The organism is Azospirillum sp. UENF 312511 (assembly GCF_058780635.1).
The window spans coordinates 1,122,483-1,145,364 of the sequence record NZ_JBSNCG010000003.1 but is presented as its reverse complement, the minus strand read 5'-3'; the positions used below and the strand labels follow the sequence as shown (position 1 = coordinate 1,145,364).

General features: G+C 62.6%; 27 protein-coding genes and 2 pseudogenes. 17 read left to right on the top strand and 12 right to left on the bottom strand.

Annotated features, from left to right (window positions below; genetic code table 11):
- The first annotated feature begins 39 nt into the window (after positions 1 to 39).
- Entirely contained in the window at positions 40 to 558 is a 519-nt protein-coding gene (locus ACWPN7_RS16775; protein WP_183181398.1) for a hypothetical protein, read from the top strand.
- Positions 559 to 588: 30 nt separating this feature from the next.
- On the opposite strand, the gene ACWPN7_RS16770 is transcribed toward ACWPN7_RS16775, so the two are convergent.
- On the bottom strand, positions 589 to 1,470 hold the full coding sequence (locus ACWPN7_RS16770) for an HpcH/HpaI aldolase/citrate lyase family protein (RefSeq protein WP_459197699.1): 882 nt from the start codon (positions 1,468 to 1,470) through the stop codon (positions 589 to 591).
- Between the two features lie 165 nt (positions 1,471 to 1,635).
- Between ACWPN7_RS16770 and pdxY the strand changes: the two genes are divergently transcribed.
- Positions 1,636 to 2,496: a pyridoxal kinase PdxY gene (gene pdxY / locus ACWPN7_RS16765; protein ID WP_407825575.1), complete on the top strand. Its 861-nt coding sequence runs from the start codon at positions 1,636 to 1,638 to the stop codon at positions 2,494 to 2,496.
- A gap of 48 nt (positions 2,497 to 2,544) precedes the next feature.
- Positions 2,545 to 3,123, top strand: a complete 579-nt coding sequence (locus ACWPN7_RS16760) for an LOG family protein (RefSeq protein WP_038529650.1) — start codon at positions 2,545 to 2,547, stop codon at positions 3,121 to 3,123.
- Between the two features lie 12 nt (positions 3,124 to 3,135).
- Here the strand turns inward: ACWPN7_RS16760 and ACWPN7_RS16755 are convergent, their stop codons facing one another.
- A complete protein-coding gene (locus ACWPN7_RS16755; RefSeq protein ID WP_038529648.1) occupies positions 3,136 to 3,549 on the bottom strand; it encodes a hypothetical protein in 414 nt (137 codons plus the stop codon).
- A 133-nt stretch (positions 3,550 to 3,682) separates the two neighbouring features.
- Positions 3,683 to 4,294, bottom strand: coding sequence for a hypothetical protein (locus ACWPN7_RS16750; protein ID WP_492273393.1), 612 nt, complete (start codon positions 4,292 to 4,294; stop codon positions 3,683 to 3,685).
- 60 nt (positions 4,295 to 4,354) lie between these two features.
- Here ACWPN7_RS16750 and ACWPN7_RS16745 point away from each other — a divergent pair, with 60 nt between their 5' ends.
- From ACWPN7_RS16745 to ACWPN7_RS16715, 7 genes are all read left to right on the top strand, one after another.
- Positions 4,355 to 4,549, top strand: coding sequence for a transcriptional regulator (locus tag ACWPN7_RS16745; RefSeq protein WP_247874970.1), 195 nt, complete (start codon positions 4,355 to 4,357; stop codon positions 4,547 to 4,549).
- Between the two features lie 355 nt (positions 4,550 to 4,904).
- A complete protein-coding gene (locus tag ACWPN7_RS16740) occupies positions 4,905 to 5,159 on the top strand; it encodes a helix-turn-helix domain-containing protein (RefSeq protein WP_247891854.1) in 255 nt (84 codons plus the stop codon).
- A gap of 417 nt (positions 5,160 to 5,576) precedes the next feature.
- The gene (locus tag ACWPN7_RS16735) at positions 5,577 to 6,941 is read left to right on the top strand and encodes a tyrosine-type recombinase/integrase (RefSeq protein WP_492273392.1); all 1,365 of its coding nucleotides are present in this window, start codon (positions 5,577 to 5,579) and stop codon (positions 6,939 to 6,941) included.
- 36 nt (positions 6,942 to 6,977) lie between these two features.
- The gene (locus ACWPN7_RS16730) at positions 6,978 to 7,526 is read left to right on the top strand and encodes an HD domain-containing protein (protein WP_492273391.1); all 549 of its coding nucleotides are present in this window, start codon (positions 6,978 to 6,980) and stop codon (positions 7,524 to 7,526) included.
- 355 nt (positions 7,527 to 7,881) lie between these two features.
- The gene (locus ACWPN7_RS16725) at positions 7,882 to 8,181 is read left to right on the top strand and encodes a hypothetical protein (protein ID WP_492273390.1); all 300 of its coding nucleotides are present in this window, start codon (positions 7,882 to 7,884) and stop codon (positions 8,179 to 8,181) included.
- Positions 8,182 to 8,388: 207 nt separating this feature from the next.
- Positions 8,389 to 8,784, top strand: coding sequence for a hypothetical protein (locus ACWPN7_RS16720; protein WP_492273389.1), 396 nt, complete (start codon positions 8,389 to 8,391; stop codon positions 8,782 to 8,784).
- Between the two features lie 1,900 nt (positions 8,785 to 10,684).
- On the top strand, positions 10,685 to 11,518 hold the full coding sequence (locus ACWPN7_RS16715) for a hypothetical protein (RefSeq protein ID WP_492273388.1): 834 nt from the start codon (positions 10,685 to 10,687) through the stop codon (positions 11,516 to 11,518).
- A 92-nt stretch (positions 11,519 to 11,610) separates the two neighbouring features.
- On the opposite strand, the gene ACWPN7_RS16710 is transcribed toward ACWPN7_RS16715, so the two are convergent.
- From ACWPN7_RS16710 to ACWPN7_RS16685, 6 genes are all read right to left on the bottom strand, one after another.
- The gene (locus ACWPN7_RS16710; protein ID WP_492273387.1) at positions 11,611 to 11,901 is read right to left on the bottom strand and encodes a hypothetical protein; all 291 of its coding nucleotides are present in this window, start codon (positions 11,899 to 11,901) and stop codon (positions 11,611 to 11,613) included.
- Positions 11,888 to 12,511 (bottom strand): DUF5681 domain-containing protein, encoded by a 624-nt coding sequence (locus ACWPN7_RS16705; protein ID WP_492273386.1) that lies wholly within the window; start codon positions 12,509 to 12,511, stop codon positions 11,888 to 11,890. The genes ACWPN7_RS16710 and ACWPN7_RS16705 overlap by 14 nt, the downstream gene beginning before the upstream one ends.
- A 197-nt stretch (positions 12,512 to 12,708) precedes the next feature.
- On the bottom strand, positions 12,709 to 13,236 hold the full coding sequence (locus tag ACWPN7_RS16700) for a hypothetical protein (protein WP_492273385.1): 528 nt from the start codon (positions 13,234 to 13,236) through the stop codon (positions 12,709 to 12,711).
- Between the two features lie 52 nt (positions 13,237 to 13,288).
- Complete coding sequence (locus ACWPN7_RS16695; RefSeq protein WP_492273384.1) at positions 13,289 to 14,713, bottom strand: hypothetical protein; 1,425 nt, start codon at positions 14,711 to 14,713, stop codon at positions 13,289 to 13,291.
- Positions 14,713 to 15,024, bottom strand: a complete 312-nt coding sequence (locus tag ACWPN7_RS16690; protein ID WP_492273383.1) for a hypothetical protein — start codon at positions 15,022 to 15,024, stop codon at positions 14,713 to 14,715. The genes ACWPN7_RS16695 and ACWPN7_RS16690 overlap by 1 nt, the downstream gene beginning before the upstream one ends.
- Entirely contained in the window at positions 15,021 to 15,245 is a 225-nt protein-coding gene (locus ACWPN7_RS16685; protein WP_492273382.1) for a hypothetical protein, read from the bottom strand. The genes ACWPN7_RS16690 and ACWPN7_RS16685 overlap by 4 nt, the downstream gene beginning before the upstream one ends.
- Positions 15,246 to 15,310: 65 nt before the next feature.
- On the opposite strand from ACWPN7_RS16685, the gene ACWPN7_RS16680 reads away from it, so the two are divergent.
- The 3 genes from ACWPN7_RS16680 (at position 15,311) to ACWPN7_RS16670 (ending at position 16,517) form a co-directional block, all read left to right on the top strand.
- A complete protein-coding gene (locus tag ACWPN7_RS16680) occupies positions 15,311 to 15,496 on the top strand; it encodes a hypothetical protein (RefSeq protein WP_492273381.1) in 186 nt (61 codons plus the stop codon).
- A gap of 455 nt (positions 15,497 to 15,951) precedes the next feature.
- On the top strand, positions 15,952 to 16,269 hold the full coding sequence (locus ACWPN7_RS16675; protein ID WP_237904880.1) for a hypothetical protein: 318 nt from the start codon (positions 15,952 to 15,954) through the stop codon (positions 16,267 to 16,269).
- Entirely contained in the window at positions 16,266 to 16,517 is a 252-nt protein-coding gene (locus ACWPN7_RS16670) for a hypothetical protein (protein WP_492273380.1), read from the top strand. The genes ACWPN7_RS16675 and ACWPN7_RS16670 overlap by 4 nt, the downstream gene beginning before the upstream one ends.
- 719 nt (positions 16,518 to 17,236) lie before the next feature.
- Here the strand turns inward: ACWPN7_RS16670 and ACWPN7_RS16665 are convergent.
- Both ACWPN7_RS16665 and ACWPN7_RS16660 read right to left on the bottom strand, forming a co-directional pair.
- Complete coding sequence (locus ACWPN7_RS16665; protein ID WP_492273379.1) at positions 17,237 to 17,737, bottom strand: hypothetical protein; 501 nt, start codon at positions 17,735 to 17,737, stop codon at positions 17,237 to 17,239.
- Between the two features lie 221 nt (positions 17,738 to 17,958).
- Positions 17,959 to 18,141 (bottom strand): hypothetical protein, encoded by a 183-nt coding sequence (locus ACWPN7_RS16660; RefSeq protein ID WP_492273378.1) that lies wholly within the window; start codon positions 18,139 to 18,141, stop codon positions 17,959 to 17,961.
- Between the two features lie 109 nt (positions 18,142 to 18,250).
- Between ACWPN7_RS16660 and ACWPN7_RS16655 the strand changes: the two genes are divergently transcribed.
- The 3 genes and pseudogenes from ACWPN7_RS16655 to ACWPN7_RS16645 form a co-directional block, all read left to right on the top strand.
- Complete coding sequence (locus tag ACWPN7_RS16655; protein ID WP_492273377.1) at positions 18,251 to 18,532, top strand: helix-turn-helix domain-containing protein; 282 nt, start codon at positions 18,251 to 18,253, stop codon at positions 18,530 to 18,532.
- On the top strand, positions 18,501 to 18,743 hold the full coding sequence (locus tag ACWPN7_RS16650; protein WP_492273376.1) for a helix-turn-helix transcriptional regulator: 243 nt from the start codon (positions 18,501 to 18,503) through the stop codon (positions 18,741 to 18,743). The genes ACWPN7_RS16655 and ACWPN7_RS16650 overlap by 32 nt, the downstream gene beginning before the upstream one ends.
- Before the next feature lie 16 nt (positions 18,744 to 18,759).
- Positions 18,760 to 19,093 (top strand): annotated as a pseudogene (locus tag ACWPN7_RS16645) (IS110 family transposase); the annotation flags it as partial.
- A 46-nt stretch (positions 19,094 to 19,139) separates the two neighbouring features.
- Here ACWPN7_RS16645 and ACWPN7_RS16640 read toward each other — a convergent pair.
- Positions 19,140 to 20,047: pseudogene (locus ACWPN7_RS16640) on the bottom strand (ISAzo13 family transposase).
- Between the two features lie 726 nt (positions 20,048 to 20,773).
- Here ACWPN7_RS16640 and ACWPN7_RS16635 point away from each other — a divergent pair.
- A complete protein-coding gene (locus ACWPN7_RS16635; RefSeq protein ID WP_492273375.1) occupies positions 20,774 to 22,837 on the top strand; it encodes a PIN-like domain-containing protein in 2,064 nt (687 codons plus the stop codon).
- Positions 22,838 to 22,882 lie beyond the last annotated feature (45 nt).

The following is a 22,882-nucleotide window of genomic DNA, read 5'->3' as shown; positions in this document are numbered from 1 at the left end:
GACCACGAAGCAGAGCGCCATAAGCAGAGAGGTTGAACGATGGGAGTCGAACTCACGGCCGAACGACGGCTGTTGTCCGAAAAGGAATTCGAGCAGGTCCGCCGCAGCCATTACCCGGAGCTGGAGGGCTTGCCCCCCGACGAAACCCTGACGCTCGCCCGCTGGCTGCGCGGGGAGCGCGACCGGGCGCGCGACATCATCGCCTCGCGCCGCCGCGGACGGCGGGGCAAGGCCAGCGGCACCGGCCAGCAATCGGCCGACGCCAGCGAACGCGGCCTGTCCGCCAAGAAGCAGGTCTACGCGCGGGCCTTGAAACGGGTGAACGGGCGGCTGGAGCGGTTCCGCGCCGAGCGGCGGCGGGAGATCATCCAGGCCAACCTTCAGGACGCCTTGAAGCGCAGGAAGGACGCGGAGCCCCAGCACCCGTCCCCCGGACGCACCCCCCGCAAGGGCATGCGCCCGATCCCCAGCGGGCGCCGGACGGTCGAAACCGATCCGCGCGAGATCGGGCGGGTGTCGCAGTTCGTGAAGGACGCGCAGGCGCGCCGCGATTCCTGAGCGCCCAGTCCATGAGAGGGGCGGTGGGTATCAGCCCGCCGCCTCCAGCGCCCGGATCGCCTCGGCCATCGCGACGAGGCGCCGGGCGTTCTCGACGTGCAGGTTCTCCACCAGCCGCCCATCCACCAGCACCACGCCTTTGCCCTGGGCAACGGCCTCGGCGTGAGCCTGGATGGTGCGGTGGGCCTGGGCGACCTCCTCCTCGCCCGGGGCGAAGGCGGTGTTGCAGGCGGCGATGGTCTTGGGGTGGATCAGGGTCTTGCCGTCGAACCCAAGCTCCCGCCCCTGGACGCAGGACTCGCCAAAGCCCGCGTCGTCGTTCAGGTCGAGATGCACCCCGTCCAGGATGGCGAGGCCGTAGGCCCGCGCCGCCAGCAGGCAGAGGCCCAGGCTGGTCAGCATCGGCAACCGGTCGCGCGTGTGCGCCGCGTGCAGATCCTTGGCGAGGTCGGAGGTGCCCATCACCAGCCCGCCCAGCTTCGGGCTGGCCCCGGCGATCTCCTTGGCGTTGAGCATCCCGAGCGGCGTCTCCATCATGCACCAGATGGTCTGTCCCTCCGGCGAGCCGTTGGCGCGCAGCACCGCCTCGGCCTGGCGGACCATGTCGGGGCTCTCCACCTTCGGCAGCAGCACCGCGTCGGCCCCGCTGGAGGCCGCCATCACGAGGTCGTCGTAGCCCCAGGGGGTGTTCAGCCCGTTGGTGCGGACCACCAGCTCCCGCCCGCCATAGCCGCCGGCGGCGATGGACGCCTTGATCGTGGCGCGGGCCTCCGCCTTGGCGTCGGGAGCGACGGCGTCCTCCAGGTCGAGGATCAGCCCGTCGGCGGGCAGGCTGCGCCCCTTCTCCAGGGCGCGGGCGTTGGAGCCGGGCATGTAGAGCACGCTGCGGCGCGGGCGGGCGGTGGCGGCCATGGCATTCCCTCAGGCGTTCTTGTGTCGTTGCCGCAGGATTAGCCGCGTCCGATCCCCCTGTCCATGCGGCGCGTAAGGCGTGAAACTCTGGTCTGCATGGAAACATCCCCAGCGTGTGGCGCGGACGGTTTAGGATGCGCCCCCAACCTTTCGGATCGTCCGCCCATGAAGACCGTCATTTCGATCCAGTCCCACGTCGCTTACGGCTATGTCGGCAACCGCGCCGCGGTGTTCCCGCTGCAACGGCTGGGCTGCGACGCCATCGCGGTGAACACGGTGCAGTTCTCCAACCACACCGGCTACGGCGAATGGACCGGACAGGTCTTCACGGCGGAGCATGTGGCCGACCTGATGGACGGCGTCGCCGCGCGCGGCGTCCTGCCCATCTGCGACGCGCTGCTCTCCGGCTACATGGGCGACGTCGGGCTGGGTCGGGTGATCGTCGAGACGGCGGCCCGGCTGAAGGCCGCCAATCCGCGCGCCGTCTACGCCTGCGACCCGGTGATGGGCGACGTCGGGCGCGGCTTCTTCGTGCGCCCCGGTCTGCCGGAGTTCATCCGCGACCACGCCGTCCCCGCCGCCGACCTGATGACGCCCAACCAGTTCGAGCTGGAGTATCTGACCGGCCGGACGGTGGAGACGCTGGACGACGCGCTGGCCGCCACCGCCGCCCTGCGGGAGCGCGGGCCGCGGCTGGTCCTGGTGACCAGCCTGACCCGCAAGGACGCCGATCCCGGCCACATCGAGATGCTGGCCGACGACCGCGACGGCGCGTGGCTGGTCTCCACCCCGCGCCTGCCGCTGGACCCGCCGCCCAATGGGTCGGGCGACGCGGTGGCCGCCCTGTTCCTGGCTCATTACCTGAAGGCCTTCGATCCGGCCGAGGCGCTGGAGCAGGCGGCGGCGGCCATCTACGCCATCTTCCAGACCACCCGCCGGATGGGCACGCGGGAGCTGCAACTGATCGCGGCGCAGGACGAGTTCGTGAACCCCAGCCAGCGCTTCACGGCCACCCGCGTCCGGTAAGCCCCTTACGACCACGCGCCCACGAGACGGCGCGCACAGAGGAACGACATGCGGATTTGCGTCTATGCCGGGTCCAACCCCGGCACCAACCCGGCCTATGGCGAGGCCGCGGAGCAGCTTGGCCGCCACATGGCGGAGCGTGGCATCGGCCTCGTCTACGGCGGCGGGCGGACCGGCCTGATGGGGCGGATTGCCGACTCGGTCCTGGCGGCGGGCGGCACGGTCACCGGCATCATCCCGCAATTCCTGATGGACAAGGAGGTCGGCCACCCGGGCCTCCAGGAACTGCGGATCGTCGACACCATGCACGAGCGCAAGGCCCTGATGGCCGAGCTGTCGGACGGCTTTATCGCGCTGCCCGGCGGCATCGGCACGCTGGAGGAGCTGTTCGAGGTGTGGACCTGGGCGCAGCTCGGCCGCCACGACAAGCCTTGCGGCCTGCTCAACGCCTCCGGCTTCTACGACGGGCTGGCCGGCTTCCTCGACCATGTGGCGGGGGAGCGCTTCATGCAGCCCAAGCACCGCGACATGCTGATCGTCCGCGACACCGCGCCGGGCATCCTGGACGCCTTCGCCGCCTACGAGCCGCCCGCGGTGCGGAAGTGGCTGGACGAGGCCCGCACCTGACCCGACGGGGCCTTACGGCTCAAGCAGCTTCTTCATCAGGGCGTTCCAGTCGCGCTTGAACTGGGTGCCGAAATCCACCTCGGCGACCGTTCCGCTCCGGCCCGCGGGCCGGACGATGGCCGCCGCCTGGGAGTCCGGCTGCGCCTTCGCCTTGCGCTGGACTGTGACGACCCGCTTCTTCGGGGGCGGGTCGGGCTTGCGGGCGGGCAGGGGGGCTGCGGTGACCGTGACGGCGGGGGCCGCCCCGGTCTGCGAATTCCGGGAAAAGGCGTCCTTGCACCAGCCGCTTTCACGTGCCTGGGTCAGCGCCTCCCCGTCGAGCAGCCAGCAATCGACGCTGCCCGCCCCGGCGGCGGGGGCGGACTGGATCGGTGCCGTCAGAAAAAGCGCCAGCGTCAGTGCACCGCACTGGGACCGCCAAGGCATGCTTTGCCCTCTCCCTCGCCATTAGACCGACGTTCAGCAATACAACGTCGGGCGCCCCTTTATCTTCGGCGCGAAACGGGAGTAGGGCGGCATCGCCGTGGTAACACGGGCGGAGGCGCGGCGCCTCGGCCATTCATGCCGGGCAAGTTTGCCCAGCTGTACTCAACTCATTCAGGGCGGCTTGGACGAGTTGCCAGGGTGGATCTGCGCGTTCGATCGGGTCGGTAAGTTCGACAGCCAGGGCCAGCTTGGTGGCTATGCCAACGCAAGTCTGCGACGGCTGGTCGATGATCCTCCTGATCAAGGCATCAAGGCTGCGGTCCAGCTCCAATTGGCGCGCTTCGATGTCCAGCAGGTCGCCTGCTCCCGGACCGCCTGCGCTCATGATCTCCTCGAAGCGGTTCGCTCCGACGCATTGGAGGAGCCGCTGCTCCAGGCGGCTCCACTCACTGCGCAGAACCTCGGCTTGCACGATGCCGGCCTGCCATTCCTGCCGGAGCGGGAGGATGGGATCGGATCCCGATGACATGACCGAAGGCGCGAGGGCTGAGGACGCTACGACACCGGCCAGCAGTTCCCGGCGGGAGAGCGGAGGAACATCGACGGAAGTTCTTGGGCATGGACATAAGTCGTGCGTATCGGCCATGAGATTCCCTTTCACCTCATCCGTGATCGTTTTACGATCACGGATGATTGAATTGCGTCGACGAAAAACGATCTCGCATGATCGAAAAAGGAAAGCCATATGTTGACGGGGGCACAAATCAGGGCAGCACGTGCTTTGCTCGACTGGAGACAAGACCGCTTGGCTGAGGAATCCGGCGTGTCCGGGCCAACAATCCGGCGCATGGAAGGGGCGAAAGGGCCGAGCAAGAGTTTGGCCGAGAATGTGGAGGCTGTCCGTCTTGCCTTGGAAGCCGCAGGTGTCGTGTTCCTGGCCGATGGTGAACAACGCATCGGCGGCCCCGGTGTGCGCCTGCGCGAACCGGAAGAAACCTGACCGTTCTTCCTGATCCCCTTGTTCCGGCTTCCAGCTTCACCCGCCGGCCCCGGGCCACAAGATGACTCGGCTGCCCCTGGAGTTGTTGGTCGGCGTCTCGAAGGCCCAACGGACATTGGCATCGCTGTCCGGGCCGAATGCTGAGAAAAAGATGGGTTTGCCCTGCGCTGGTTGCCGGCGCCACCATTGATGTGGCGGCAAGTCCTCCGGCCAGGAACGTGTGGCGGGAAGCGGCCGGAGCACAGTTATCCGGGCACTGACGCGCATGTGAGCGCACCGCGGATGTCGAAGCCGCGTTCATGCTGCTCCTCCTTGTGCTAAAGTCACATGAAGAGGACAAAGGCATATATGAAACATGCATATTGATGTGACAAGTGCACAATTTCGTATGGCGCGGGCGGCGTTGGATTGGACCGTGCGTGAACTGGCCGCCAAGGCGGGTGTGCACCGGAACACCATTGCCCGGATCGAAGCTGGCGAGGCTTCGCATGGGCCGACCCTGGCGGCCGTTCAGCGAGCGCTTGAGGATGCCGGCATCATCTTCCTGTCGGCTGGCGAACAGCGCATCGGCGGTCCCGGTGTGCGCCTGCGCGAACCGGAAGAAACCTGACCGCTCTTCCCAATCCCCTTGTTCCGGACTGAAATCCGGAGAAACCCGCCCACGGCGTGAGGGCGGGAGTCGATCATGGGAGCATAAAAGGAGGGAAATTAGGTCAGGTGCTGCTGGCGCAGGTAGTCCTCGGACTGCATCTCCATCAGTTTTTTCCTATGCTCCACCTCATCCGGAACGCCACGCGGATTTGTGGTGATAGCTCTGGAGATGGGAACTCACATTGGGTCACGAAGTCCAGTAATATCAGCGCTTTCAAAGAAAATCGAGACACTTGACAGTGTGGTGATTGCTCGGACATAACCGGCATACAGCGGCAAGGAGTCGCCAAGAGTTGTTTGCTTTTGTCTTGCGTGGGCGTGACACCGGCCGTGACACCAGATGAGCCATGTCGCCAAAGCTGAAGTTGAGGTGTGAATGGGAACGCTGACCGACACCATGATCCGGCGCGCAAGAGCGGACGGTGAAAAGCGTCGAGTACTGCGGGACGGCGCCGGGTTGGAATTGCAGATCACCCCGAACGGATCGAAAACTTGGTATGTCCGGGCGCGAGTGCGGCGGAAAGATGGCGGAGAAGGCGTTCAGCGCCGTGTCTCGCTGGGAGCCTACCCCGCAGTGTCCTTGGCCGACGCTCGTCGGGAGGCGGCACAGATCGTTTCGGCCGCACGCTCTGGACGCGATCCAAAGGCTGTTGAAGTTCGGGCCGCCTTGGGGACGGGCAAACCTAGGACTGTGACAGAAGCAGCGGACTGTTACATCGACCATCTCAAAGCCGCTGGGCGGGCTGAGAGCTACCACACGGAGCGTAATCGACTCCTGAGCCGCCTCTTCTTGCCGGCCGTGGGTAGCCTTTCCATCGACGATGTTGACCGCGCAATGCTTTCTGCGATCGTCGACCGAGAGACAAAGCGACAGGCCAAGGCGAAGCAGAAGGGTGTTCAGGCGCGCCGTCTCGCTAGTGTTGTGACAGCGATGTGGCGTTTCCTTGAAGATAAAGGCTGGATCACACGCCGCGGCGAAGCGGATCGGTTGCTGGTATCGGTGGCGGCGGAACAGACACGGGACCGTACGCTTACGGACCTGGAGTTGGGAGAGGTTGCTTTAGCTCTTGGCTTGCTAGACGGGAAGACCGTCTATGATCGCGAGAACAGCGGTCTTCGACCACCTGACAAGGGGACGTTGGACGCCCTAGCCCTGGCATTGCTTTTGGGATTGCGTGGGGGCGAGATCACGGCACTTCGGCGTGACGACGTCGTGGAGGATGCCGAAACCAACATGACAACTCTCCGAATCGCCTCGCGTGGGGGAAAGACCGCGGCGGCGCGGCGTGATATTCCCCTTCCGCCGTTGGCTCTTGCGATCGCCCGCCGTCGGCAGCAGGCCGTCCGGGGCGACTTGCTGTTTCCAAGCCCAAGCGGAAAAACGCGTGACGGTCTGTCCGTTGGCGCTCTTGGCGTTGCCGCAAAGCAACTGGCGACAAAGCTCAGGCACCGAGATGCGGAGGGGAGGTACTGGACACCTCATGACCTGCGCCGAACGCTGGCCAGCATTCTCGGCGAACTGGATACCGTTGAGGCGGTTCAAAAGCGTATCCTTGGCCATGCGGGGGCAGACGTCACGAGTTCGCGTCTACGACCGCAGCAAGCGCCTCAAGCAGATGCAGGACGCGCTTCGGGCAGTCGAAGCGTGGGTTCTAGGGCGAGCGGGCAAAGCTTCAGGTGCGGTTCTAGCCGTCCCTCTCGATGGACGGCGATGAGTCCGGATACGAGCAGCACGATATGAGCTGCTAGGGCGCCCTAATTAAACAAGGAAAAGAGCATGATGGCCCAGCTATCGGAACCGCTGACCACCCTACCGGTGATCTTCGACGCGCTAGCCTTCGCCGCTCACAAGCACCGGGACCAGCGTCGGAAAGATGCTGAGGCATCGCCCTACATCAACCATCCGATCGGCTTGGCCAAGGTGCTCGCAGATGTCGGGATCACGGACTCGGCCGTGCTGTGTGCGGCGCTGCTGCACGACACCATCGAAGACACCCAGACAACCCCTGCGGAGCTGCGCGAACGGTTCGGTGAAGAGGTGGCCCGAATCGTTGGTGAAGTGACCGACGACAAGGTCCTGCCGAAGGCGGAACGGAAGCGCCTCCAGGTCGAACACGCCGCTGGCATCAGTTCCAAGGCGAAGCTGATCAAGATCGCCGATAAAGTTTGCAATCTGCGGGACATCGCCGCTTCTCCGCCGGCGGACTGGCCGATCGAGCGCAAGCGGGAATACTTTGAGTGGGCCAAGACGGTGGTCGACCAGATGAGAGGCACTTTGCCAGCTCTGGAATCTGCGTTCGATACCGCCTATGCGGCCAAGCCATGATGGAAAAGTCTTCGGAAATGTCAGGCGATTGCGAGTGCCTGTCGCAAGGCCCCAGCATGGGCACACCGGTCCGCCATGTCGGCACGGATGACACCAATGGCCGGTACGCGGATGTGACTGTCCGGCGCTGCTCGGCATGTGGCCGGCTCTGGCTGCGCTACCAGGTCGAGTACGAAGGCTTTTCGGGCTCCGGCCGATGGGCCGAGACACCGATCACCGAGGCTACCGCCAGCCGGATCACGCCGGAGGCGGCGGCGGCCTACGTCGACACGGCGCCCTGGCACATTCGCGGGGGCTCCTACTGGAGCGGCGGACCGAACAAGGCCTCTGGGCCCCTGCGTTGGGGGCCATAGCTATGGCCCTTGATGTCAGCCTGTCCGGGATGGATGCCACTGGAGCCGAACTTTGGAATTTCCTTCCGCGGCTTTGGGACGCTTGGAAGATCAAGGAAGCGTTCGAAACCCGCCTTGTACCGGCCGATCCCTGGCCAGCGTGGGAAGGCGTTCTGTCGGTGGATGAGGTGACTGCCCTGCGGGAGCGCTACGGCAAGGGGCAACTCGTCGGGTTGAGTGGGGTCGAGCTGGACCTTGACGAGCTACTGAAACCGCCAACGGCACAAATACGGCTCCGCATCGAGGAGTGGGGATACGGTTGATCCAGCGTCAAAATGCATGGTGTGCAAGCCGGTAGAGGCCTGGAGCCCGCTGGTCTTTCTGGATCCCACCGGATAGCGCGCAGACTAGATGGGATCACTACACGAAAGTGGGTAAATTGTCCGGGATGTGAGAACACGGCATGAGCGTGAGCTTAGCCGCGCTCCAGCGCTCCTTTCTGCGCCTTATCCCGACTGTCCCGCCGCACCTTGCTGCGCGGCACCGCCGCTGCGGCGCTGTTCGCCACGACTACGACGTCGCTGGCCAGCCTCGCCGCCCCGACCCCGGCGCTGACCGCGCAGCCACTGTTCTGGCACGACGGCCTGCTGCACTCGATGTTCGCCCGTGGCCACCTTGACCCGGTGACGTTCCTCGAAGCGGCGCGGCGCGACGCTGATGAGATTCTGGTCGACCACGCGACCGACAAGGGATACGAGGACTGGGGCAACGAGAAAGCCGTTCTGGCTTACTGGGACGCCACCGACGTCCGCCACGAGCACCACCGCTGGGTAGTCTACGACCCGGCCAGCTACGACCACCACACCCGGTGGAAGGATGGCATCGCGGCGAGCCTGCCGGCCGGTCCAGACAGCTATAGCTGCTGATCGCCGGGATTAATGCCCTGGCTGGGCATGTAAAATACCTCCTGTGAAATTACTCACCAGTGAGCAATTGTGACTGATCCGGTATCTCCCGGCTAAGAAGCACTTAAATTTGCGAAGTCAGTGTTGCGAACCCAGGCACCGCCGTAGCTACATAAATCCCTAAGTAAATTTAGTTACTATTTCCTTCTGTGCGATTAGCATGTTCACCAAATGGTTATATGAAAATCTCTTAATTTCAATGCTTCTTAGATTTTCTATTTGATACTCGTAATAAGGGAATGCTCCCAATCCGAAGCAAGATGAAAGGTGGGGCCATGAATGTGCCGCGCTTAGCCATTGCAGGCGTCATCGTAATTGCCGGTTGCGCGCCAACTTTTATGAAAAGTGCAGAACAGCTTAGATCTTCTTCCAACGTTGATTTATGTTCCACCGACGACGGCATGATCGGCTATGGCAAAGTAAAGGCAGAGATCAAACGCCGTGGCCTGAACTGCGACGACTACGCAGGAGAAGTCGCTCAATCCCAGGCACAGACGATGCAAACCCTGTCCATGATGTCCGGGATCATGGGCGCGGCAAACCAGTCCCTGAGCAGCCAGTCAGGCGTGCCACCAGTTCCGATGCCATCATTCGGGACACCATCATACGAAGCACCAACATACGGATCGCCCTCTTACGGGTCGTCCGCCATTGGAGCGCAGTCCTATCCCTCATCGCCGAGCAGCCCACACATAGCTCTTCCTGATCAGCGGACGTACGACACCCCCCCACCGGGCATCACGCGCACCCCAGGCATCCCACCTGTAGCTCTTCCTGATCAGTGGACGTACGACAACCCCCCGCCAGGTGCCACGCGCACTCCACGCGCTGAGACTCTGCCAGGCGACGGGACGCAACAACAGCAGTGGGCGCAGAGTGGCGGTGCAGGTGCCTGCGTACCAACGCCCCGATGCAAAGAAGTCGGTGCTCGGGCAGAGACTTATGGCAGAAAGAAAATGTCCGAAATGCAAATAGCGGCTTCAGGTGGCGGCGGTGTGGCCGCCATGGCGGGAGCAGGGGCTTACTGTGTCCAAATGGTCAGCGCCGACGCGAACCTCGCATGTGCTAAGGATATGGAAGCAGCGGGGCGTCCCGACTGCGCGGCGCAGCTTTACCAGCAGTATGAAGCGTTGCTCCAATCTGCCGAAGGGGCAAAACGGTCTTCACAAAGCATGTCGTCTGGCGACTGGAGAGGAAATTGCGGCTGGTAGGACGAGCGTGCGTCCTCAGCGCTGAGCATGGCTGAGGCTTTGACCAAAACACCATGAGGATCCGATCATGCTCCATCGCTCACTGGTTTTGATGGGTCTTGTCGCTGCCCTCGTGCCTGCCCACGCCTCCGCCGGGTGCCCCGATCCCACCCTTCCGCCTAAGGTGGAGACGGAGATGACGACCCGGCTCAATGCGTACGCCGAGGGGGCAGCCATCTGCTTGAAAGCGGCGTCTCCTTACGTTGAGTCTCTGAACAAGCCCGGCCCCTACCGTTGTGTCAATTCCCGCTGGATGCCTGACAACTACAACAATGAGTGTGTGAAAGAGCTTTCCTCGCAAAGTAAAAATAGCCCACGTCCGCAGCACCCCTCATTCAGTTCGTCTTCCAAATCGCAAACGGGGGCATATCCACCCGCCGCCCAGTACCCGCCAACAGTGGACACCCCCCAACCGCCGCAATATAGACCACGCGGAACGGTCCAAGGTCCGCCACCGGTGAGCGGTGCCTGTACCATCACCGGAACCTGTTGATGTATCTGCGGGCTGGCATGCACCAGCGTGCTTATGGGCCGCATGGCTTACAATTCCCTTGTCCCGTGACTTTGTAACGGTGCGGCCCTGGACTTCTCCGGTCGTAGGGAAGACAAACATGAACAACTCTCATTTGCACGCCGGGGTGCTTTTCAGCGCCAGCCTTATCGGCTTGCTTCTGGTAAGCCCTGCACAGGCTCAGACACGTGGCCAACGGTGTGAAACCGTTCCAAGCCGCGCCGACTATGAGCGGGCCTGGGAAGACGTCCTCTCCGACAAGAAATTCGCCCTGGAAGAAGGGATGCAGGATCTCAGATCTATCCGAGCACAATTGAAACAGGACCAGGCACAGTCTGTCGGCACGCCTGGCAGCGGCAAGAGTGCCTCCATCGCTATCGCCATGGTCGTCCGCGAAACCACAGACTTGGTGGGCTATATGTCCAGCGTGTTCGACCCCAAAGTGGCGATGATGACGCAGCCCAAGAAAGGCGGCATGCAGAAAAAAATCCTCAAGCACGTGTCCAAGGGTAGAAGAGAACTGGAAAAAGCCAGACGCGAAACGGATTACGTCGTCGATATGAAATCGAAGGATCTCATCGACAAACTCCCCAAGTTCCCCGGTGTTCAGGCGGCGCGTGACGTGCGCAATTGGGATGCCGCCAACACGGAGGTGTACAGACAATTGGACGGCATCGAGTCCACCATACGAGATCTGGACGCAAGGTTGGCCGCGCTTGGCGGGCCGGAACGGGCCTACGCCATCGACGGAATCCTCGAAAGGGCCAAGCCCCGCTCGAAGCAGTGCAGCGAACAGACCGCCGACGCGGCGAAGCCCCAACCCCAGAAGGCTCCAGCAAGTATCCCACGAGAGTCCGATCCTGCGTCTGCGGCGCCGAGCGTCCGGAACATTGGGCCGGTCCAGGGAGCCTGCACCATCACCGGAACCTGCTGAAGGTAGGCCACGGTCAGCACATTACCGGCACAAATCCAATGTCTCAGTGGAATCTACCAGCAGCGGCCGGCATGCCCGCTACTGGTCCGCCGCTACGCCGCCCCGTCCATGTGCCGGCGCAACTCGGCACCGATGTCCGGATCAATGCCTTCTACGGCGGAGAGGATGCCTGTCTCGATGTCGAACGTCGTGGTCGTCGGCGGCCATCCGCTGAGAGCAGTATGGAAGGCTCGCAGGGCGACAACAATCCGCTGCCGGGTGTCCTGGGGGCGGTCCATCAGCATCCGTCGCAGCTCTGCATAGAAGCGTTCGAGCCAGAGTTCGTGAGCTGCGAACTCAACCTCCTCCAGCCGACGGCGCAGGGCTTGTTTACGAGCGGTCATGGCCACCACCTCCGAAAGCGGCAATTTTGCGCTCCAGTTCCGCGATCCGATCGGCCAACGCGGCGGCGTCCCGGATCTCCATGGCAGCCTTGATGGCGTCCAGCAGCGCCTTGGCGTCATCGAGCGTGAGACGGCCGGCGGCAAGCGCAGCAACAATGGCGTCCGCCTGCTCGCCCGGTCCTCCAGCCAGCTTCAAGCTGGTGCTGATCGGCATCGACTTCGCCGGCGGAACGACCTTGTCGAGGAGAGCGAGCTGGACCTTGAGGTTCTTTTGAACGACGGCACGGCGCAACAGGTCCTCGACGATCTCAGGAGCCTTCGCCTCGATCATGGTGCGCATCTCGGCGCGCCAATCCTTCGACCCTTTCGGCCTTCCTTTCGGGTTCCCGGATTGACCTTGTGAAAATCGGCTCACGGTGACTCGTCTCCTGTAATTAACAGGGAAAAAACAGGGAATGCCGCCCTGCCGCGACCCTGATGTTGTGGTCCGAGTCCGGGTGGTCGGCAGCGCGGGATTCCCCCGCGCACCCCTTGATGGCGCGGTCACCCGCGGCGCCGTTTGGATTGGCCCGGTGATCCGGCAGCACGCACCGCCGGATTTTGGCGTCATCGGCGTGCATCAGGCCGCCTCAGCCGGCGCTTTCGTCAGGCGCTCGGCTTCCCAGGACAACCGGACCAGTTCCGCCGCGGCAACTGCATCCCCTCCTTCGGCCAGGTCCAGGAGTTGGCGAAGGAGCCGATGTCGGGTAGTCACCGACAGCGGCTGCGGGCCGGGAGGACCGGAACGGCGCTTGCCGTTTGCGGGGCTCACATCGCACCCCGCTGGAGGCGGAGACGGTTGAACTCGTTCATGAGGGCGTTCGATGGGGACCAGGTCGGCCGACCGCCCCCCAACCGCTTCCTCACCTCATCGAGTTGCTTCACCGTGGTCAGCAGGAGTTCGTCCAGCTTGCTCGCATGCTCGATCAGGGACTCCTCCACACCTTCGTTCTCCGTGCGTTGAAGCTGACGACGGGCGACGTCAACGGCACGCTTGGCGTCTTCGTGGGGCTTGCGGGCAGCGGCGACAGCGGCACTCGCCTCCTCCAGGAGGGCAGCTACGCCTTCGCGGTCCGCGTCGATCAGCGTCATGTTCGCGGCGTCATCGGGGTGCTGTTCACCGCGTTGCCGGCGCGCGATCAGGTCGGCACGCTGACGGTCCAGATCGGCCATCCTGATCTGGATGCGCTCGTATTTTTTGTTGGCCGCAGCAAGCGGTTCAGCGGTGCGCTCCACCCATGCCTCAGTTTGTGCGAGTTGGAGAGCGACGGCGTGGATAGCGGAATTTACGTTCATCTGGTGTCTCATAGAGTGGGAGGGAAACAGGAAATCGAAGGGAAAGGCGCCTTCACAGCGAATAGGGGCCGCGGCGACCTTCCGTGAAGTACGGGTTCTGCGTGGCCTTGCTGCGCTCCAGGAAGCCGGTGCCGCGCTCCAGGCGCAGCTTCGTGGTCCAGGACCGCAGCGGCGAAAAGCTGTGCTCGACACGGCTGATGTAGCTCTCGCTGGTCTGGTCGCCGCGCGTGAGGCGGAGGTAGCGCCCGGACTTCAGATCCTCCGAGCCGCACACCGTGGCGCTGCCCTCCTCGAAGACGACGTTATCGCGGTTCAGTTCGCGGAGCTGTTGAGCACGCCGAATGTGCCAGGTGACGTAGGCGCTGTTGCCCGCCGCCTGTTGGTCCGGCGGAGCCTGCGGCAGCGGCCGGTCCAGGTCAGGCATCAGCGTCGTCTTATGCTGGACGCGCTTAACGCCGTACAGGTCCGGCTTGTTGTTGCCGTGCTCGAAATCGAGCTGGCTGCCGTCGTGCAGCGTGCCCCTGTTGATCCATCCGGAACTGTCCAACGTGGAGGTGCCGGGCGGCACCCAGAACCAGTTGCCCACACGGCTGTCGGAGCGGGCCATCGCCAGCGACTGCACCGCGGCGGTGTCCAGCTCGACCACGTCCGGCGCCGCCGCCCCGGGGAGGATTAGGGTGCCGGCGAGGTCCTTGAAGGGCGCCGGACGGAACACCACCACCGGCCCTTCCTCCATGTCCTCCACGAATAGCTCGTTCCAGGGCCGATCGGCGTGCGCCTCCAGCAGGTTCCAGATTGATCCTTGCAGCGGGGCGATGGAGCCGGGCGTCAGCGAACCGTCAGGCACCGTCGCCTTCACGTCGAAGGGCAACATCAGGCGGCAGGAGTAGCCGGCCAGCTCCTCCAGCTTCTTATTCGCGACCGCCTTGACCACGTCGGTGACGTAGTCCTTCACCCGGACCACGCCGGCGACCATGCCCGTCTGCGCCTGGAGCTGGTACTTGGTCAGGTAGGGCGTCTCCATGATCCACCCCAGCTCGAAGTTGATTTGGTGGATCAGCAGCAGCTTGGCGGAGTCCTGGCCAGCGATCGTCACCACGCGGTCGGGTTCCCCGTTCGCCCCCATCGTTTCCGAGCGGTGCACCGTGGACACGTAGCCGCGCATCAGCAGCGGCAGCTTGCCGCCGGCATGGCGGTGCGGCTCCCGGGCGCCGCGGATCTCGATCATGTCCATCGGCTCGACCAGGCTGTAGACCGAGTCCAGGCCGCCGCGCGACTGGTCGGCGAAGGACACGGTGAAGCCGCCGGCCGGTTCGGACAGGCCCTTAACCGTCCGAACCGCCCCAGCCTCGCCGAGGTACGGGGTTAGATCGACGTCGCGCGGGTTGGCTTGGTAGCGCGCCGACACGCCGCTCTTGCGCGCGACCAGCTTGATCAGCCGAACCTCGATTTTTGGGTGGTAGGTTTTGATGGCCATCAGCGGGTTCCCAAGGGCTGAACAGGCGGCTGCAACGCGGCAAGGCGATCTTCCAGTCGGCGGCCGGCGGCGGTGGCCATGGCGTCGGCGGTCTGTTGGATTTGTCGGTGGACTTCCTGTTCCGCCGCGGCGTCCAGGTCGGCCAACTCCCGAGCAACGGCCGCTGCTCTCTGTTCCAAGCCCCGCAACCGGGCGCGTGCGGTGACCGTGTCGCCGGCCTCGATGAGGGCCCGCCGAAGCTCTGCCTGGGCGGTTTCGATCTGGGCTGCTAGGGCGGCGTAAGTCTTCTCCAGGGTGTGGTTCTGGCTCATGCGTCGGCCCTCCGGTTCCCCGGAAGCATCAGCGCATAGGTGGCGAAAAGCTCCTTCATGCGCTCCAACTCGGCAATGACCTGCGATGCGATCTGGAGAAGCTTCTCGGACGCCGCCTCGATTGCAGCTTCATCGTTGGCCTGGAGAGCTTCCCAGAGGGCCTTTTCCTGGGCGAGCTGGGCCACGGACAGCCGGATCAGAGGATTGGTTTCGACGGTCATTGTCATAGCCTCCCAGCGAGCCGGTGAAGCGTCGCTTCCCCCTTGGCGGCTTCGTGAGCCGAGACATGACCAGCAAGAACTTCGGAGCGCAGCGCGAGGTGCGCCTTGGTGAGGGTCTCCGTGAACCGCTGCCGGCGCGCCTGCGCTTCCTGCGCCCGCTGGGCCCGGTGTCGTTCCAGCCGTTCGCGCTCGGCCTGCTCCTTCCGTGCCTTGGTGAGCCTGAACATGCCCTGGATATCGGACCCGTCTAGGCGGGTGATCTTTGGCGCTCGCAGCGCCTTGGCCATCTGTGAGTCGCGCTTCCGCTTGTAAGCGACCAGTTCCTCGACAAGCAGTTGGAACTCATTTTTCCTCAACTTCACGCCCCCTTGGCTTGATGGGGGATTAACCCCGCCTTGTGGGAGATTCCCGTCACGACCTCCGCAGCGCCATGCCCTCCTTTGCATTGGGCGTTGCCGGCCACTTCGTCGTGATTCCCGGAAATCGGTCGTGACGGCTTGATGGCGCCCTGTGTCGCAATGTGACCGGGAAGGCCATGGCCAACTTCGAAGTTTCCTCCTTCCGCTGTGAACGGCGGTCCTGTTCGCTGTCTGTGACGAGCTGCGCGACCTCGTGGAATGCCGCGCAGCGGCGTCGGCCGGAGCCTTGGGACGGGCTCTGGCACTGCCGGAGTTGCCCCGTCGGCGCGGCGAATGCCGGCAAACCGATGGACACGGCTGCGGCGGTTGCGGATGCCCTCCTCTGCGTCTGCCCACGGTGCCTGCGCCTCTCCAGCCGGCGGATTGGCCCGCGGCGCTACTGTCCGAGTTGCTGGAATAGGACGCGGGAAGTCCGAATCGGGCGCAACGCCAAGGGCAGCCAGCCGCGCCTTCAGCTCCACACGGTGGGCCTCGTCGTCACCCGAGATGGTGCTGCGCAGCGCGAGCACGTTGCCGACGTGGCCGGCGCCTTGGAGGCCATGATGATCCTGGCCAAGTCGGCGGCCGGACCCGTCGCCTTCGGCCGCCCCGGGGTGGAGCCATGACCGGCGGTTTTGCCCTCACGGATCACGCCTGCCGGTTTTGCCTGAGCCGGGTCCTGGAGAGCGCCGGCACGTTTCTGTGCGCAACCTGCGGAGCCGAGTCCGCCGGCCGGCCCGACCCGATTTGCGGGTGTGGGGTGGTCAATCGAGAGACCGGAAAGCGGCTGCTCCGGTGCGCGCTCAATCCGACGCCGACGCCGACCAATCCAGCGCTCGTGGTCATCGTCACCGTCGGCGCAGCGTCCTTCTGACCCCATCCGCCAAACGCCACTTCATGCGTGAGAAACTGGACTGCCTCGGGGTTGGCGGCTCACAGAACCGTGCCGACAGTCCCTGCGCATGGTAGCCTCGTCCTGAAGGCCGGCCTACCTTTTGAGGTCCGCGATATACCGAGTTGAGGTTGGCGATGTACCGAACAGGGATATTGGCCATTAGCAGACACGCCGGCATGCCGAACGGAACCGCCATCTCTGAGACTGTGACTCGGTATTTCGCTAACCTCAACTCGGTACATCGCGGACCTCACGGTGATTGTGCCCACGGGCCCAGCGGCACCCCGCCACCGCGACGAACTACGGTCCGCCGGCGCGCTCGACCACGCGCAGGAACGATGTTCCAAAGCGTGAGGTCCGCGTTATACCGAGTTGGGGTTGGTGATGTACCGAATTGCGCCGTCGATGAATCTCTGAGATCACTGGCTCGCTCGATGAACTCGCCATTCTCGAGCCTGTGACTCGGTACATCACGGACCTGAGGAAACGGCTTGGGGCTTGCACGTTTGTGCGGGTAGGCGGCGGACTGGTGTAGCGGGCACCATCGACGGGCTGAGCGAAAAACACTTCCAGCGCAGCACTCTGTTTGGTCGAGATCAGCGCGGGCTCGGAATTTTGATTCTCCCGATCGCTTCCCATTTTGGGCTCTCCCATTTTTGGTTCTCCCACTTTCACGGTTTCCCATTTCTCGGTTTCGGTCACGCCGCGCCGCGGTGATGCTTGTCCACGAAATCCTGGCCCAGCTCCTCCTCAAGGACCTGGAGGGGAATGCCGCAGCGCGGGTGCGTCGGCGCCGGGTCGCTGCCGTAGTCCCACTTGCCGGTATCGCGGTAGAGGCGCAGCCGGCCGCGGATGCGGGTCATGCGGTCGATGATGCCGGGCGCCATGATTGCGACGGATTTGTTCGCCGGACGGGCAACGGGCTGTTCGGAGGCGCGTTTGAACTCGGCGACACGGTCGGCGACGGAGTCGGCGAAGGCACGGAGGCTGCGTGGGGGCGACGGGCTTTTCCAGGTCGCCATGCCACGCTCCAAAACCTCACCCAGCAGCTCGACCGTGCCACCGCTGTCCAGGAATTGCTGCGCCTCGGTGCGCAGCGTGATCAGCGGGGCAGGAAAGCGCGTGTCGTTCGGCCAACGCTCCTCACGCAGTTCCAGGAAGCGATTGGCCACCGCCGCCGCCCCATCAGCGCCCTTCACGCGCACAGAGGTTTCTGCACTTGGCGGCGGAGGAATCTGTATATGTTCTGAATCTGGAGTCTGCGCGCGCAGAGGGAAATCCGTTCCTGTAACGTTACCTTCGGCGGGTGTAACGTTACGCTCCTGTTTCGTCCGCTCGCGGTGCTGTTTCACCCTTGCTGCGACATCGTCACTGCAACGCTGCCGCTTGCCCCAGCCGGTCAGGTGGTCACCGTCCAGCGTCAGGCCCTGCATGGCGTTGTAGATACCGTCTGCTGGGCGGCGCCCTGTCGCTCCAGCATCTCGATTTGGGCATTGGCATCTTCCCAAAGCAGGCCAAAGGCGATCAGGCGGTCATCGAGGCGGGGAGAATCGGCAAGTTTCGACTGTTCGCGCCCAACAGGTGCGTTGCAAATCTGCTGCATGATCGTATTGACCTTCTAGGTGGTTCGGGATACCCCTGAGGTGTAAGCCGCGATACCTCAGAAGTCAACACCTGAGGTGCAATGTAATACACCTGAGGGGTAATTCGTCATGTTGACTGGGGAGCAGATTAGAGCCGCCCGCGCACTTTTGCGCTGGGAACAGAAGGAATTGGCTGCTGCCGCAGGCGTGTCCCTCGAAACCGTGAAGCGCCTGGAGAAGGTCCGCGGCAAGGTATCCGCCATGGCCTCCACCGTTGAAGTGATCCAGAAGGCGCTCGGCGCTGCCGGGATCGAGTTCATCCCGGAGAACGGCGGGGGCGAAGGGGTGAGGTTCCGTCAACGCCGGGACGACCGGCAGAATGCGTCGGAGTTCAATGCAAATGAACAGTGACGATACGAATATTGAAGAGAAGCGCTATCTAACCGAGCGAGAGGTGGCCGAATTTACTAGACTAAGCACTCGGACGTTGCAGCGGCTTCGCCAAAATGGGGAAGGTCCAGCCTTCATTCGCTTGGGCGCTCGCCGGATAGTTTACGACCGATCCGATATTGATTATTGGATTATGGCGCACAGAGTTTATGGGATTAATGAGATGAGCTGACCTCTATGATCCAGGAATACAGGTTAAGCTGCGCGACGTGGAGTTCAGCATCCGCGGCCTCCTGCGCGGCTTTGGGCTGAAGGTCGGCGAGGACAGCAAGGGGCGCTCTTCCGCCCGGGTTGAGGAACTGGTCAAGGGCGCATGCTATGCTGGAGGAGGTCGTTGGCGCCATGCTGACGGCCAGGGCAGGATTGCACAGCGAGTTCACGCGCCTGCATCGCAAGATGCTGGCGATCGTGCGCACCAATGCGGTCTGTCGGCGGTTTATGGCCTTGCCCGGCGTGGGGCCGCCGGCCGTGGTGATCTTCATCGCGACGGTCGACAACCCGTCCCGCTTCATTTCATCCAAGGCGATGAGGCGCATTTCGAACTAGGGCACGGCAGGGAACTATCTGCTCATTCATCATCCCCGTTGGTTCGTGGCGATAGGGTGTAGTTCCACGCCGGGCAGACGGTGTGCGGCGCCAAGCGGAGCTGTCGCATGTCCTCGTCGGAGACGCGCTCCCCGGTCTCGTTGCCACCGCGCTTGAGAAGGGCCGTCACGCGCAGCCCGGCGGCGGTAACAGTTCCAGCGATGTAGCGCACGACGGTGTCGAAGGTGCGCAACGGGACACCGGCCCAGTTCAGACTGATGAAGCTGAAGAGCCGATGCTCGATCGGGTTCCACTTCGAGCAGCCGCTGGGATAGTGGCACACCGTGACCTCCAGCCCGCAGGGATCGCAGAGCTGTTCCTGGAGTTGCGCTTTCCAGACGCGCGAGCGGCAGCTGTTTGAACCGCCGGCGTCGGCCAGGATCAGCAGGCGCTCGGCCTGTGGGAAGCGGTGGCTGCCTTCATTGGCCCACCAGTCCCCGATCGCCTCGACCGCAAAGCGCGGTGTATCGAAACAGTCACCGATGCACACGAAGCCGCGATTGCTCGTCCGATCGAAAATGCCGTAGGAGATCGCTTGACTGACGGCATCCTGCGGCCAGTCATGCACCAGCACGCCCTCGGCCGTCCGGCACCAAGCACGGCCGGCGTTCTTGTAATTACCGATCAACTCCTTTTTTTCGTATCAACACTGATGATCGGCTCGCCGGCGGCTTGGAACTGCGCCCGTTGCTCGGCAATGTGCTGGAACTGGGCGTCGCGCTCGGGAGGCGAACTGCGGGCTTCCGTGCGCCGAGCGTTGATCTTGGGCGAGTAGCCGAGCTGACGCAGCAGGCGCGCCACCGTCGGCCGGCTCGCCGGGTGCCCGGCCGCACTCAGCGCGGCGCTCAGGTGCCGTAGGGAGCTGCGCTTGCCCTTGGCCCGGCGGCCCATGGGGGCACCGGCGGTCTCGGGGCCGAGTAGCGTCTCCAGAGCCGGAACAAGCTCCGGATCCTGCACCTTCCGCGCCGGACGCCCGCCACCAGGGGCGCGGACGCGCTCGGTTGGGCGCTCGGCCAATCCGGCTGCAAGTTCGCGGCGGCCGCGCCGAATGGTCCGCCGGTTCAGACCGGTGATCTGGGCCAGCAGCATCTCCCCGCCGCGGCCGAGGCGCTCGGCTTCGAGCGCGACGAACCAGCGGCGCTGCTGCTCATCCAGACGACTGATCAGCACGTTGATGTGCTCGTGAAGGGCACGATCCCGGTGCGGCTCACCGGCCCGGCAGCGCGGACAGCCACACGGATGGACAGCAAAAGAGGACATTGGCAGCTCCAATCACTGCTGGGGCAGCGTGGTTGCCTCCAAACCACTTTCAGTCCGGGCAGATAGTTCCCTGCCGTGCCCTAATCCGTTCGCGAGATAACGCCCTTCGGGTGCGCAGTTCCTACGTCGCCGGGGCGCGGCTTGAATCTCCCTGAGGACGCTTCCATTTGCGCCAATCGCTTTAAGATTAATATTAACCCTTTTGACAGATCCCGATTATCACCGTAATCGTTTCGATCGGACACGGTTATGATGCGCTGTGTATCCAGGTGGATCATGGCGGACACAGAGATAAGGTCAACTGTTCCTGTTTGATCGGACGATGGTTGATTTCGATAGGCAAGGGAGTGGTAAGTTATGGTGCCTGCAGTGCCTCTAATCGTGGAGCCTTTCGATAGGGGAGAGCTTAATAATTCTGTCGCTTCCGCCCTTAAATCTCCACAAACCCGCATTTTTCTTGACACCTCAACGCTGATTTGGCTGTACCGTTTGCACAAAGCAGCGCGGAAAGAGGTCATCGACTGGATAAGAGGTGGCCCTCAGGCGGGAAAAATCCATATTCCGCGGCGCGTTATTCATGAGTTCTCAAAGCATCGCCGGGACACTGCCGCCCTGTTGCCCAACCGTCATCAACTGAGATCTCTTCCTTCTTTGCTTAGGCAGGTGAAGTCATGGGCCTACCTCTTAAGCGATGATGCCCTGGCAAAAGCAAATGGCTTTGCTTCGCGCGCGGAGTACTTAGCTACTCTAGGAGACGCACTAAACAGCATGGATCGCGTTATAAAGCCCATTTCTAAGCAGACCAGTGTGGAAGATCTAGATGCCGAGCTAATTCCGATATTCAATGAACTAACGATAGACACCGATATCTATCGCGACATGATGCAGCTCCAGCGAGAATTCAATGCGCGCGCCGAGGCACGCATGCCACCCGGATTCAAGGATCTGACAAAGGAGAAGCGCTCTGGCGACCGATCCTCACCGGATGAGGATGAGGATGTCAGGGCCGCTGAGCTTTCCGGAGCCAATCGGTTCGGCGACTTCATCATTTGGGAGGAAATCCTCGCCTACTGCACCAAACCTGTGGGCGCCGTCCAGGACATCAAAGCCGTCATCATGCTGACGCACGACCAAAAGATTGATTGGTCGTACACCCCGCTGAAAGTCAAAGACATAGATGGCAAGATCAAGCCAAACGAGACGAAGCACTTGGAAAAAGGTGATCTCCGGGTAACGGTAGCGCACCCTCTTCTCGTGCACGAGGCCGTCAAACGTGCGGGCGTCGAAAGTTTTCATATACTCACGATTCCGCAACTGGCTTGGTTAGCGAGCAAACAACCTTTGGGGTTTACCCTTACTGAACTGGCGCGCGCTATTCAAATTGAGGAAACGGCGGCATTGGAAGCTGCGGAAACAGAAGCGGTTGTGGAGGCCATAGCTGAGAGCGCAGCGGACTCGACCGATGGAGATCGTCGGCCGGAAGAGATGCTTGAACGATCAGAAATCAATCGACACGACGATGTACGAGACAATGCAGATCACGACCGTGACAGAGCGCAACGGCCAGCAGAAGACAAAGAAAAAGAACTTGAGGCGGAGAAGGCGCCGAGTACCGACGTTCCGTTGCCTTTGAACCAGGAAGAAGTTCCAGAGTTTTTACAATACCTACCGGATCAGGCAAAAGCGGATTCCATTTACTCTGGTGACCCAGACGGCTTCAAGGAAATGGATGTCGCCATAAGTGATCTGAAGTCCTATAACTGGTATATACAAAACCCTGCGTCTGGCGTGGGGCTCAAGTGCTTGAGGCGGGGTGAATCAAGCATGCTCCAAGCTTTTCTCTATGGCCGGAATTTATATCAAGCCGCTTGTGGAAGTGCCAGTAAACCGATCGAGATCATCCAGAACATCGGTTACGAGACACGCAACGTGAATGTAGACCTTGCTGTTGCAGTCTGCGCGGGCGCACTTTTCGAGGCATATTTTGATAAAACTGGCCAGATAAGGCATAGACCAAAAAGCGAGAGAATATCCGATCTGTTCAGGGTTCAGTATGAGTCGCGTCTTCACGCTTCAATAGCGTTTATTCGCGATTGCCTTTCACCCTATAAGGATTATTATATGGCTATCCCATCTAAGCAGCCCGTTGCGCGGGCAATCAACATCGACTTCTCTGAAGATGAGTCTGTCACGGCGCTGCGCATCGGCGATATTCTTCTGACCGAACGATGTGACGAAGCATTGAATGCGGAGGCTCTTCCCGAGAAGATATCCTATGATCGTTTGAAGAGCAGACTGTCACACTATTTTGTTGTGCCGCAGGAGCAGATACATTTATCCCCCAATTACCTAGGCTCCCGGCGCGTTGCCGATCTGCAGCTCAAGAATTGGGGGATTGGTACAGAGATGAAATTTTTGTGATGAGCACAGAATTTGCTGCTCAGACGCTTTCAGAAGATGCAGCGT